We start from the raw sequence: 12,637 nt of genomic DNA, 5'->3' as shown, positions 1-12,637 counted from the left end.
CGGCGCGGGCTTGAAAGCGCCGCTTACGGCCTCGGGTCTTCTTCGTGCGACGGGTACTCGTGCCAGTGCAGCTTCTTGCGCAGCGTCGCGTAATAGCTGTAGCCGACCGGATGCAGCATTGGCACCGTGTGACGCGAACGGCGCACCTCGATCGTGTCGCCGAGCTCCAGCGACGTGAACGACTGCATGTCGAAATTGACGTTCACTTCGCGCCCGGAAACGATCTGGATGCTGACCTTCGAGTCGTCCGGCAGCACGATCGGCCGGTTCGACAGCGCGTGCGGCGCGATCGGCACGAGCACGAAGCCCTGCAATTGGGGATGCAGGATCGGCCCCTGCGACGACAGCGCGTACGCGGTCGAGCCGGTCGGCGTCGCGACGATCAGGCCGTCCGAGCGCTGGTTGTACATGAAGCGGCCGTCGACCGACACGCGCAGCTCCGCCATGCCCGAAAAACCGCTACGGTTGACCACCACGTCGTTGAACGCGAGCGCGTGATAGATCGACGTGCCGTCGCGCACGATGCGCGCTTCCAGCAGCAGGCGCTCCTCGCGCTCGAAATTGCCGGACAGCATTTGCGGCACGATCTCGCGCATGTCGGAGATCGGAATGTCGGTGATGAAGCCGAGCCGTCCGTGGTTAATGCCGATCAAGGGCGTGCGATATGGCGCGAGCTGGCGACCGATGCCGAGCATCGTGCCGTCGCCGCCGAGCACCACGGCGACGTCGGCGCGCGCGCCGATCTCGGCGGGACGCAGCGCCGGATAGTCGGTTACGCCGATCTCGGCGGCGGTGTCGGCTTCGAACACGACTTCGAGGCCGAGCTTCGCGATGCACGCGGCGAGCGCGGTCAGCGGCTCGCCGATGCCTGGCGTATTGCTGCGCCCGACGAGCGCAACGGTCTTGAACTGGCTGGTCACTTGCATGCCGGCATTACACCATAGGTAGGGCCTGAAAAGAACCGCAGGCCAACCCGGTAGCGGGCTGGTGCACGCGGGGCGTCTGCGCATGTCGCGATTATCGTTAGAATGGTGAAGACCCGATGACATGCGCGCCCGCTGACGGCGCCGCATTTGCCGGGAGCGGGTGCCGCGGGCGCTCGCGGCTGCGATGCCATTGAGCTAAAATTTTTCGTCATGCTAGATCCTCGCGCACAAACCCTCCTCAAAACGCTGATCGAGCGCTACATCGCTGAAGGTCAGCCGGTCGGCTCGCGCACGCTGTCACGTTACTCGGGCCTCGAGCTGAGCCCGGCCACGATCCGCAACGTGATGTCGGACCTCGAGGATCTGGGGCTCGTGATCAGTCCGCACACGTCGGCGGGGCGCATTCCGACGCCGCGCGGCTACCGTCTGTTCGTCGACACGATGTTGACGGTCGAGTCCGCCGCCGACGAAGAAGCGGTGATGCGCGCGGTCAAAACCACGCTGCAGGTGGGCGAGCCGCAGAAGATCGTCGCCGCGGCGGCGAGCGTGCTGTCCAACCTGTCGCAGTTCGCCGGCGTGGTGCTCACACCGCGCCGCAGCCACGTATTCAAGCAGATCGAATTCATGCGCCTGTCCGACAAGCGCATTCTGCTGATCATCGTGACGCCCGAAGGCGACGTGCAGAACCGCATCCTCGCCACCCAGCGCGACTTTTCGCCTTCGCAGCTGGTGGAAGCCTCCAATTACATCAACGCGCACTTCGCGGGCCTCTCGTTCGACGAAGTGCGCCGCCGCCTGCGCGAGGAAATCGACGAGCTGCGCGGCGACATGACCTCGTTGATGCACGCGGCCGTCACCGCGAGCACCGACGAATCCGATACCGGCGAGACTGTGCTTATCTCCGGCGAGCGCAATCTGCTCGAAGTCGCCGATCTTTCGTCGGACATGGCGCGTCTGCGCAAGCTGTTCGATGTGTTCGACCAGAAGACCAGCCTCCTTCAGTTGCTCGACGTGTCGAGTCACGCGGCGGGTGTGCAAATTTTCATTGGCGGCGAATCGACGCTGGTGCCGATCGAGGAAATGAGCGTCGTCACCGCGCCGTACGAGGTGAACGGCAAGATCGTCGGCACGCTCGGTGTGATCGGACCGACCCGCATGGCCTACAACCGCGTGATTCCGATCGTGGACATCACCGCGCGGCTGTTGTCCATGACGCTCAGCCAGCAGTAGTCCTCGCGCTCCGCGGCGCCGCCGTCATCGCAGCCCGTGCCGGCCATGATGCGCGAACGGGCGGCGTCTGCCAATCGTCCGAATGGCCAGGGTACGGCGACGCCCGGCCGAACCCGCGCCGCTATAATGAATCTCCATTGAATCGACTCGCCGCGTGAAGCGGTGACTTCTGCTGCCTATGCGCTTCGACCTCGAGCGGCCATCACAGAACGCCACATCGCATCGCGTCGCCGTGTTGCTGATCAACCTCGGCACGCCCGACGCGCCGACACCGCGCGCGGTGCGCAGCTATCTCGCGCAGTTCCTGTCCGATCCCCGCGTGATCGAAATTCCCGCGTTGCTGTGGCAGCTGATTCTGCGTCTGCTGATCCTGCCGCTTCGCGGCCGCAGTTCCGCCAGGAAGTACGCGGCGGTATGGATGCCCGAGGGCTCGCCGCTGCGCGTGCACACCGAAAAGCAGGTCGAGGGTTTGCGCCATCTGCTGCAAGTCAACGACTACACGGTGCTGGTCGACTACGCGATGCGCTACGGCACGCCCGGCATTCCGGCAATGCTGAACCAGCTGAAGCTCGCCGGCGCCGAGCGCGTGCTGCTGATGCCGATGTATCCGCAGTATTCGGCGTCCACCACGGCGACCGCGTTCGATGAAGCCTTTTCCGCGCTCAAGCGCATGCGCAACCAGCCGGAAATCCGCACGGTTCGCCAGTACGCCGATCACCCGGCATATATCGCGGCGCTCGCCGCGCAGGTGCGTCACCACTGGCATCTGCACGGCCGCCCTGATTTCGCGGCGGGCGACAAGCTCGTGCTGAGTTTCCACGGCGTGCCCAAGCGCACGCTCGACCTCGGCGACCCGTATCACGAGCAATGCCAGCAGACCGGTGCACTGCTGATGCAGGCGCTCGAATTGACGCCGGTCGAATGCCGCATCACGTTCCAGTCGCGCTTTGGTAAGGCCGAATGGCTGCAGCCTTACACGGCGCCGACGTTGAAGGAACTGGGCGCGGCAGGCGTGCGGCGTGCTGACGTGTTTTGTCCGGGTTTCACCGCCGACTGCCTCGAAACGATCGAGGAAATCGGCATGGAAGTGCGCGACGAATTTCTGCAGGCGGGTGGCAAGGAGTTTCACCGGATCCCCTGTCTGAACGCGTCTCAGCCGTGGGTTGCCGCGCTCGGCGAAATCGTCGCGCAGCATCTGCAGGGCTGGCCGGTGCAGGCGGTGCCGGTGCCGCACACGACAGGAGCTTGAATACGCAGATGAACTACCGCATCTCAACCGAACCGGGCGCGAAACTGCGCATCGACAAATGGCTGTGGGCCGCGCGTTTCTTCAAGACGCGTTCGCTGGCCGCGGATGCGGTCGACAAGGGGCGGGTGCGCATCGGCGGCGCGGCCGTGAAGCCGGCCAAGGACGTGCGTGTCGGCGATCTGGTCGAAATCGAGATCGAGCGCTACGTGTGGCAGGTCGAGGTGCTGGGCGTGTGCGACGTGCGCGGCCCGGCGAGCGTGGCGCAGACGCTTTACGTTGAAACCGCGCAGAGCAAGGAGAAGCGGCAGGTCGAGCAGGAACGGCGCAAGGTGTATCACGAGCCGGCGGCCGCGCTGCACGGGCGACCGACGAAACGCGACCGGCGCACTATCGACAGATTTTCGGGTGGGAACTAAAAAACTGCTCGACCGTGGCGTGTGCGCCACCGTACTCGGTGGTGTGGTCGTTAACCGCGCCGGACATGCAGATGGTCGTGGTGCCCGCGATCAGTACCAGTGCGACCACCCCGATTGCAACGGTCAGTTTCACGGTACTCCTCTCGATGGGCTGAAACGGGCTATCGGAACGACTGTCAGGTGTCGGTAAGGCTTACGTCAAATTAGGGTTAACGTGCGTTGCCGCTCCATGACTGGAGAATAGGTCAGTTGCGGGCTGCACTCAATCCCTATCTGATTGCGCCACATGAATGCCTGTTACGGCGCATTTCGCCTGCACGACGGTGGTGCGAAAAAACCTCGGAGCCGCTTGAAACGGCTATTTCAGACCCCATCTGGGGTCCGGTCTGGCGGATCGGCGCGAAGACACCTGTCGCGATTTTGCAAAGCACGAATCGTACTGTGTCGGAACGGCTTTTTCCGTCTTTGCTTTTACTTTTTAACGACTTTCAGCGACATGGAAAACACGCAAGAGAACCCGACGAGCCAGAATCCCACGCCCGCCGACGAAGCCGCGCGCCAGGCCGCCGAGGCGGCTGAGGCCGGCACTCAACAGCAGGACACCGGCGCCACCACTGAGTCCGCCCAGGCTGCCGCCGAGCAGGCGCTGGCCGACGCTCAGGCGAAGATCGCCGAGTTGCAGGAAGACTTCCTGCGCGCGAAGGCCGAAACCGAAAACGTGCGCCGTCGCGCTCAGGAAGACGTCGCCAAGGCGCACAAGTTTGCGATCGAGAACTTCGCCGAGCATCTGCTGCCGGTGGTCGACAGCCTCGAGGCGGCCGTTGCCCATTCGTCCGACGACCTGCAGAAGGTCCGCGAAGGCGTCGAGCTCACGCTGCGCCAGTTGAGCGGCGCGCTCGAGAAGGGCCGCGTCGTGGCGATCAATCCGGTCGGCGAAAAGTTCGACCCACATCGCCATCAGGCCATTTCGATGGTGCCGGCCGACCAGGAGCCGAACACCGTCGTCGCGGTGCTGCAAAAGGGCTTCGTGATCGCGGACCGCGTGCTGCGTCCCGCGCTGGTGACCGTCGCCGCGCCGAAGTAAGCACGTCGAAGCGCACCCCGGGCGTCCGCGCCGGCGGCGTCTGCCTCGTCGCTTCGGATCGCCGCGCGCCGCAAAACATCCAGTCGATTCAGGCACTTCCGGCGAACCCCGCCGGGGGCGCCGTGCAAGCGGGCGGAGCGGGTTCGCAGCAAGGATCCACGAGCCCGCCCCTTGATTGAAAAAAATTAAAGACCGCATCGCAATAGAGGTCTTGAAAACGATGTGGCCGCACTTATTTTGAGTGCAGGTAGGAATTGAGAGCGGATCGTCCCGCCGCCAGATGGGCCAACCGGGCGCTTTCCGCAGCGATCAAAGTCAGGAGATTTGTAAAAATGGGCAAAATCATCGGCATCGACCTCGGCACGACCAACTCGTGCGTGGCGATCATGGAAGGCAACTCGGTCAAGGTCATCGAGAACTCGGAAGGCGCGCGCACCACGCCGTCGATCATCGCTTACATGGAAGACAGCGAGATCCTGGTCGGCGCGCCGGCCAAGCGTCAGTCGGTCACGAACCCGAAGAACACGCTGTTCGCCGTCAAGCGCCTGATCGGCCGCCGCTTCGAAGAGAAGGAAGTGCAGAAGGACATCGGCCTGATGCCCTACAAGATCATCAAGGCCGACAACGGTGACGCATGGATCGAAGTGCGCGACCAGAAGCTCGCGCCGCCGCAAATCTCGGCCGAAGTGCTGCGCAAGATGAAGAAGACCGCTGAGGACTACCTCGGCGAGACCGTCACGGAAGCCGTGATCACGGTGCCGGCGTACTTCAACGACAGCCAGCGTCAGGCCACCAAAGATGCAGGCCGCATCGCCGGTCTGGAAGTGAAGCGGATCATCAACGAACCGACCGCAGCCGCCTTGGCATTCGGTCTGGACAAGGCTGAAAAGGGCGACCGGAAGATCGCCGTGTTCGACCTCGGCGGCGGCACGTTCGACATCTCGATCATCGAAATCGCGGACGTCGACGGTGAAATGCAGTTCGAAGTGCTGTCCACGAACGGCGATACGTTCCTCGGCGGTGAAGACTTCGACCAGCGCATCATCGACTACATCATCGGCGAGTTCAAAAAGGAACAGGGCGTCGATCTGTCGAAAGACGTGCTCGCGCTGCAGCGCCTGAAGGAATCGGCTGAAAAGGCCAAGATCGAGCTGTCGTCGAGCCAGCAGACCGAAATCAACCTGCCGTACATCACGGCCGACGCGTCGGGTCCGAAGCACTTGAACCTGAAGATTACGCGTGCGAAGTTGGAAGCGCTGGTTGAGGAACTGATCGAGCGCACCATCGAGCCGTGCCGCGTGGCCATCAAGGACGCAGGCGTGAAGGTCGGCGAAATTGACGACGTGATCCTGGTCGGCGGTATGACCCGTATGCCGAAGGTGCAGGAAAAGGTGAAGGAGTTCTTCGGCAAGGACCCGCGCCGTGACGTGAATCCGGACGAAGCCGTGGCCGTTGGTGCCGCGATCCAGGGCCAGGTGCTGTCGGGCGACCGTAAGGACGTGCTGCTGCTCGACGTGACCCCGCTGTCGCTCGGCATCGAAACGCTCGGCGGCGTGATGACGAAGATGATCAACAAGAACACCACGATCCCGACCAAGCACGCACAGGTCTACTCGACGGCTGACGACAACCAGAGCGCCGTGACGATCAAGGTGTTCCAGGGTGAACGCGAAATGGCAGCGGGCAACAAGCTGCTCGGCGAGTTCAACCTCGAAGGCATTCCGCCGGCACCGCGCGGCGTGCCGCAGATCGAAGTGAGCTTCGACATCGACGCGAACGGCATTCTGCACGTCGGCGCGAAGGACAAGGCGACCGGCAAGGAAAACCGCATCACGATCAAGGCGAACTCGGGTCTGTCCGAAGCCGAAATCGAGAAGATGGTGAAGGATGCGGAAGCGAACGCTGAAGAAGATCACAAGCTGCGTGAGCTGGCCGACGCTCGCAACCAGGGTGACGCACTCGTCCATAGCACGAAGAAGGCGCTGACCGAGTACGGCGACAAGCTCGAAGCGGGTGAGAAGGAGAAGATCGAAGCCGCGTTGAAGGAGCTCGAGGACACGCTGAAGAGCAGCTCGAGCGACAAGGCCGCGATCGAAGCGAAGATCGAAGCGGTGGCCACGGCCTCGCAGAAGATGGGCGAGAAGATGTACGCCGACATGCAGGCTGCGCAAGGTGCCGAAGCGGCAGCGGGCGCGGCGGGCGGTGCCGGTGCCGGTGCATCGGCCGGCGCGAGCCAGCAGGCCGACGACGTGGTCGACGCCGAGTTCAAGGAAGTGAAGAAGGACTAAAGCCAGGTCGGCATCCGACCGTAAAGCCGTGCACAGCGATGTGCGCGGCCCGGCTGCACGAGATTGCGCCCTTGGGGCGCCTTGAGTGCAAGAGCGGTTTTTCGCGCCTGGCGAGCCTTTTGGGTTCTCCGGGCACGTTCGTTTTATGGAGGGCGTTGTTTTGAACCGTGTCGAGACGCGGCGCAGACAGCGGCCGGACGAGTCGTAAGACTCCACAGCATTCACAAGGAGCTACCGCGTCGCTTTGCGCGGCGGCGTTGAACCGATATGGCGAAACGGGATTACTACGAGGTTCTGGGCGTCGCAAAGAACGCGAGCGACGACGAAATCAAGAAGGCTTATCGCAAGCTCGCGATGAAGCACCACCCCGACCGCAATCCGGGCAACAAGGATGCGGAAGAGCATTTCAAGGAGGTGAAGGAAGCCTATGAAATGCTGTCGGATTCGCAAAAGCGCGCCGCGTACGATCAGTACGGTCACGCGGGCGTCGATCCGAACATGGGTGGGGCCGGTGCGCAAGGTTTCGGCGGCTTTGCCGATGCATTCGGCGACATCTTCGGCGACATCTTCGGCCAGGCGGCCGGCGCTGGCGCACGCGGAGGCGGCCGCGCGGGTCCGCAGGTGTATCGCGGCGCGGATCTGCGCTACAGCATGGAAATCACGCTCGAGCAGGCCGCACACGGCTACGACACGCAGATCCGCGTGCCGAGCTGGGTTTCGTGCGAAGTCTGTCATGGCTCGGGCGCGAAGCCGGGCACCAAACCGGAAACCTGCCCGACCTGTAGCGGCTCGGGTTCGGTGCGCATGTCGCAGGGCTTCTTCAGCATCCAGCAGACTTGCCCGAAGTGCCACGGCAGCGGCACCTACATCCCCGACCCGTGCAATCACTGCCACGGCGCGGGCAAGGTGAAGGAAACCAAGACGCTGGAAGTGAAGATCCCGGCCGGTATCGACGACGGCATGCGCATCCGCTCGGCCGGCAATGGCGAGCCGGGCATCAACGGCGGACCGTCGGGCGATCTGTACGTCGAGATTCATATCAAGCAGCACTCAGTGTTCGAGCGTGACGGCGACGATCTGCATTGCCAGATGCCGATCCCGTTCACCACCGCGGCGCTTGGCGGCGATATCGAAGTACCGACGCTGGCCGGTCGCGCAACTTTCACCGTGCCGGAAGGCACGCAGTCGGGCAAGACGTTCCGTTTGCGTGGCAAGGGCATCAAGGGGCTGCGTTCGAGCATCGCTGGTGATCTGTACGTGCATGTGCAGGTCGAAACGCCGGTCAAGCTCACCGAAGCGCAGCGCGACCTGCTCAAGCAATTCGAAAAGGCGCTCGTGGAAGGCGGTGCGCGGCATAGTCCGCAGAGCAAGAGCTGGTTCGATCGGGTGAAGAGCTTTTTCGATTGATCTGATTTGGCGGTCAGCATGACGGTGGACAGGCGCGGCGCGGTGTTCGCGCTGCTTGACGATTGCGGTGCAACGGCGGCGCGTCCGTCGAGCCGCTTGTACACGGGTTTCGTGCGCGAGCGGGTCTGCACCGAGGCGGCGCAGCTCGAAGCGGCGTGCGACAGCGTCGCGGCCGATACCCGCAACGGCCTGCACGCCGTCGTGCTGGCCGACTATGAATTTGGTCGTGGGCTCGTCGGTATCGACAAGCTTCGGTCCACTGAAACGCAGCGTGGCAATGCCACGCTGCGTTTTTTATTGTTCGAACGCTGTGCGAAGCTTGCGCGCGACGAGGTCGACGCGTGGCTGATGACGCGTGACAACGGTGCTCCGGAGCCGTCGGTCGCGGGCACGGCGAACGTGCGCGAGAGCGTCGATCGCGCCGAATTCGATGCGTCGATCGACGCGATTCACGCTGCGCTGCGCGCGGGCGATTCCTATCAGGTCAACTACACGTACCGCCTCGGCTTCGACGTGTTCGGCTCGCCGCTTGCGTTCTATCGGCGTTTGCGCGCGCGCCAGCCGGTGTCGTTCGGCGCGCTGATCGCGTTGCCCGGCGATGCGTGGGTCCTGTCGTGTTCGCCCGAATTGTTCGTCGAGAAGCACGGCCCGACGTTGCGCGCGCGGCCGATGAAGGGCACGGCGCCGCGCTCGCAAGATCCCGCCATCGACCGCGGCAACGCCGAGTTCCTCGCCACCGATCTGAAGAACCGCGCCGAGAACGTGATGATCGTCGATCTACTGCGCAACGATCTGTCGCGGGTTGCGCGGATCGGTTCGGTCAATGTGCCGGCGCTGTTTTCGGTCGAGCCGTACGCGTCGGTGTGGCAGATGACGTCGACAGTGGAGGCGACCTTGCTCGCCGGCACCTCGTTCGCGACGATCCTGCGTGCGCTCTTTCCCTGCGGCTCGATTACCGGTGCGCCGAAGCATCGCACGATGCAGTTGATCGACGAACTGGAAAGCACGCCGCGCGGACTTTATACCGGCGCGATCGGCTGGCTCGATGCGCCGGACGATGATCAGGATTGCGGCGACTTCTGCATGTCGGTCGCGATCCGCACGCTGACATTGACTACGTCGACGGCGCAAGCCGGCGGCACGGACGGGCTGCGCGGCAGCATGGGCATCGGCGCGGGCATCGTGCTCGACAGCGTGGCCGCCGACGAGCACGAGGAGTGTCGATTGAAAGCACGTTTTCTGACCGGCGCCGAGCCCGGCTTCGAACTGTTCGAAACGATGTACGCGACGCGGGAAGACGGCGTGCGGCATCTGGAGCGGCATTTGCGGCGCTTGTCGTCGAGCGCCGCGACCCTTGGTTTCGGGTTCGACGAAGCGCGCATTCGCGAGGAGATTTCAGCGCGGTGCGCCACGCTGCCGGCGCAGACGCCGCATCGTATGCGGCTTGCGTTGAGCAAAAGCGGCGCGACGCAGATCACCGCCGCGATACTTACGCCGTTGGCGGATGCGATCGTTGGGGTTCTGCTCGGCCCCGAAGCGCAGTTCGCGCCAACCCAGGCCGCCGATCCGTTGCTGCGCCACAAGACCACGCGCCGCGCCGACTACGACCGCGGCTGGCGCGAAGCCGAGGCGAAGGGCGCCTTTGACACGCTGTTCTTCAACGAACGGGGCGAACTGACCGAGGGCGGCAGATCGAATGTGTTCGTGAAGCTCGCGGGACGATGGTGGACTCCGCCGCTCGCCTCGGGCGTGCTGCCTGGCGTGATGCGAAGCGTATTGCTCGACGGGGCCTCGGACCTGCAGGCGGGTGAAAAAGTGCTGACGCAGCAGGACGTGCTGAACGCCGAAGCGCTGCTCGTGTGCAACGCGTTGCGCGGCGCGATATCCGCACGGGTTGTTGCTTAGAGCGCTGAGACAAACCGGAATGCCGCGCACCCCGCGCGGCAAACATACATCAGAACGTGTGCTCGGCGCCTGGAAACGTGCCGTCCTTCACCGCCCGCACATACGCCTCGACGGCGGCCTGAATGTTCGGCTGTCCCTGCATGAAATCTTTCACGAAGCGCGGCCGCTTGCCGGGGAAAATACCGAGCATGTCGTGCAGCACGAGCACCTGACCCGAGCAGTCGAGACCCGCGCCGATGCCGATCGTCGGAACGCGCAGTTGCCTCGTGACCTCGCCCGCGAGTTGAGCCGGGATCGCTTCCATCAACAGTGATTGCGCGCCGGCGGCCTGCATCGCGAGTGAATCGCGCAGCAGCTGGCTCGCGCCCGCTTCGGTCTTGCCCTGCACCTTGAAGCCGCCGAATGCATGCACCGACTGCGGCGTCAGACCCACGTGCGCGCACACCGGAATCGAGCGCTCGACCAGAAACCGCACCGTATCCGCGAGCCATTCTCCGCCTTCGAGCTTGACCATCTGCGCGCCCGCGCGCATCAGTTCGACCGAACTCCTGAACGCATCTTCGCGCGTGCCGTACGTGCCGAACGGCAGGTCCGCCATGATCAGCGCCGACGGCCGCGCGCGCGAGACGCTCGCCGTGTGATACGCGATGTCCGCCAGCGTCACGGGCAGCGTGGTCGCCTGGCCTTGCAGCACGTTGCCGAGCGAGTCGCCGATCAGCAGCACGTCGACGCCCGCGCGATCGAGCAGCGCGGCGAAGCTCGCGTCGTAGCAGGTGAGCATCGCGATCTTTTCGCCGGCGTCGCGCATTGCCTGCAGTTTCGGCACGGTGATCGCGCTCCGGCTCGCTTCCTGCAAATAAGTCATGGTCAATCCAGTGAGAAAAATGAACTAGCCGCGCCGCTTACAGCGACGTGGCTTTGACAAAGAATTCCTTGCGGCCGCGCATCGTCTCGATGCGTTCGGCGAGCAGCGCAAGGTCCGCGTCGGAGTCGAGCGGATTCAGGTGTTCGGCGTTGACCGTCAGCACGGGCGTGCGGTCGTAGTGGTAGAAGAATTCGTTGTACGCGTCGCACAGCGCGCGCAGATACGCATCGGAAATCTGCAGCTCCATCGGCACCGCGCGCTTCTGGATGCGCGCGAACAGCACCTCGGGACTCGCCTGCAGATAAACGACGAAGTCCGGCTCCGGCGCACTGACGTCGAGCCGCGCGGCAAGCGCGCGGTACAGCTGCCACTCGTCTTCCTGCAAGGTCAGACGCGCGAAGATGTCGTTTCGCTGCGTGATGAAGTCGGCGATCAGCGGCGTGCCGCTCGCCTGCGCGGCGCCCACTTCCTGCGCCTGCTGCGCGCGTTGCAGCGCGAAGTGCAACTGCACCGGCAGCGCATAGCGCGCGGTGTCGCGATAGAAGCGTTCAAGAAACGGATTGTCCTGCGAGCGCTCGAACAGTTCGTGCATCGACCAGCGTTGCGCGAGGCGCCGCGCGAGTGAGGTCTTGCCGACGCCGATCGGCCCCTCGATCGCGATATAGCCGAACGGCGGACGCAGCTGCGGCGCGGTGACCGTGAGCGGCGGCGAACTCATTCGCAACGGCCTTTCCCGGCGGAATTACCGGCGAGCGCATTGAGCATCGGACACTGGCAGGGCCCCTTCACCTTCTCGATGCGCTGATCGCTGACGCTATCGAGCAGCGCGGCGGCCCGGCCATGTTGCGGAATCACGATCGCCGCATCGATCTCGACGAGCGGCACCAGCGCAAACGCGCGCTCGACGAGGCGTGGATGCGGCACGATCAGGTCGGCTTCGTCGATCGATTGATCGCCGTACAGCAGGATGTCGAGATCGAGCGTGCGCGGCGCATTGCGGAACGGCCGCTCACGGCCGAAATGATGCTCGATCTTGTGACACAGCGCGAGCAGATGCCGCACGGGGAGCGTCGTCTCCAGCTTCACGACGCAATTGAAATAGTCGTCGCCGCCCGCGTCGATCGGGGCAGTGCGATATAGGCTCGATTTGGCGAGCACGGTGATGGTGTGCTGTTGTGCGAGGCACACCACCGCGTCTTTCAGGGTCTGGCGCGCGTCCCCGAGATTCGCGCCGAGGCCAAGATAAGCAACCGTCATGGCATAACTT

At 64.0% G+C, this 12,637-nt stretch carries 12 protein-coding genes; 7 read left to right on the top strand and 5 right to left on the bottom strand.

What is annotated here, in order from left to right:
• Positions 1-23: 23 nt before the first annotated feature.
• Positions 24-926 carry an NAD kinase gene (locus tag G5S42_RS26795; RefSeq protein ID WP_176109501.1) on the bottom strand — a complete coding sequence of 301 codons (903 nt, stop codon included), beginning with the start codon at positions 924-926 and terminating at the stop codon, positions 24-26.
• 210 nt (positions 927-1,136) lie between these two features.
• Here G5S42_RS26795 and hrcA point away from each other — a divergent pair, with 210 nt between their 5' ends.
• From hrcA to hslR, 3 genes are all read left to right on the top strand, one after another.
• Complete coding sequence (gene hrcA / locus G5S42_RS26790) at positions 1,137-2,156, top strand: heat-inducible transcriptional repressor HrcA (protein WP_026227992.1); 1,020 nt, start codon at positions 1,137-1,139, stop codon at positions 2,154-2,156.
• 178 nt (positions 2,157-2,334) lie between these two features.
• Positions 2,335-3,405 carry a ferrochelatase gene (gene hemH / locus G5S42_RS26785; protein ID WP_176109500.1) on the top strand — a complete coding sequence of 357 codons (1,071 nt, stop codon included), beginning with the start codon at positions 2,335-2,337 and terminating at the stop codon, positions 3,403-3,405.
• 8 nt (positions 3,406-3,413) lie between these two features.
• Positions 3,414-3,821, top strand: a complete 408-nt coding sequence (hslR, locus tag G5S42_RS26780; RefSeq protein WP_176109499.1) for an Hsp15 family ribosome-associated heat shock protein — start codon at positions 3,414-3,416, stop codon at positions 3,819-3,821.
• Here the strand turns inward: hslR and G5S42_RS26775 are convergent.
• On the bottom strand, positions 3,793-3,954 hold the full coding sequence (locus G5S42_RS26775) for a hypothetical protein (RefSeq protein WP_176109498.1): 162 nt from the start codon (positions 3,952-3,954) through the stop codon (positions 3,793-3,795). The two genes, hslR and G5S42_RS26775, sit on opposite strands and share 29 nt — an antisense overlap.
• Before the next feature lie 363 nt (positions 3,955-4,317).
• On the opposite strand from G5S42_RS26775, the gene grpE reads away from it, so the two are divergent.
• The 4 genes from grpE to pabB all read left to right on the top strand — a co-directional run bounded on the left by grpE (position 4,318) and on the right by pabB (position 10,505).
• Complete coding sequence (gene grpE / locus G5S42_RS26770) at positions 4,318-4,905, top strand: nucleotide exchange factor GrpE (RefSeq protein WP_176109497.1); 588 nt, start codon at positions 4,318-4,320, stop codon at positions 4,903-4,905.
• 332 nt (positions 4,906-5,237) lie between these two features.
• A complete protein-coding gene (dnaK, locus tag G5S42_RS26765; protein WP_176109496.1) occupies positions 5,238-7,193 on the top strand; it encodes a molecular chaperone DnaK in 1,956 nt (651 codons plus the stop codon).
• Between the two features lie 267 nt (positions 7,194-7,460).
• Positions 7,461-8,600, top strand: a complete 1,140-nt coding sequence (dnaJ, locus tag G5S42_RS26760) for a molecular chaperone DnaJ (RefSeq protein WP_018431876.1) — start codon at positions 7,461-7,463, stop codon at positions 8,598-8,600.
• Between the two features lie 18 nt (positions 8,601-8,618).
• Positions 8,619-10,505 (top strand): aminodeoxychorismate synthase component I, encoded by a 1,887-nt coding sequence (pabB, locus tag G5S42_RS26755; RefSeq protein WP_176109495.1) that lies wholly within the window; start codon positions 8,619-8,621, stop codon positions 10,503-10,505.
• A gap of 49 nt (positions 10,506-10,554) precedes the next feature.
• Here the strand turns inward: pabB and panB are convergent, their stop codons facing one another.
• From panB to folK, 3 genes are read right to left on the bottom strand one after another with little or no spacing between them, the layout of a single operon-like run.
• The gene (gene panB, locus G5S42_RS26750; RefSeq protein WP_176109494.1) at positions 10,555-11,370 is read right to left on the bottom strand and encodes a 3-methyl-2-oxobutanoate hydroxymethyltransferase; all 816 of its coding nucleotides are present in this window, start codon (positions 11,368-11,370) and stop codon (positions 10,555-10,557) included.
• Between the two features lie 37 nt (positions 11,371-11,407).
• Positions 11,408-12,088 (bottom strand): deoxynucleoside kinase, encoded by a 681-nt coding sequence (locus G5S42_RS26745; protein ID WP_176109493.1) that lies wholly within the window; start codon positions 12,086-12,088, stop codon positions 11,408-11,410.
• Positions 12,085-12,627, bottom strand: a complete 543-nt coding sequence (gene folK / locus G5S42_RS26740) for a 2-amino-4-hydroxy-6-hydroxymethyldihydropteridine diphosphokinase (RefSeq protein WP_176109492.1) — start codon at positions 12,625-12,627, stop codon at positions 12,085-12,087. The genes G5S42_RS26745 and folK overlap by 4 nt, the downstream gene beginning before the upstream one ends.
• Between the last annotated feature and the right edge of the window lie 10 nt (positions 12,628-12,637).

The organism is Paraburkholderia youngii, from assembly GCF_013366925.1.
GTDB lineage: Bacteria > Pseudomonadota > Gammaproteobacteria > Burkholderiales > Burkholderiaceae > Paraburkholderia > Paraburkholderia youngii.
The sequence above is the reverse complement of the archived record's forward strand: the minus strand, read 5'-3'. Positions and strand labels throughout refer to the sequence as shown.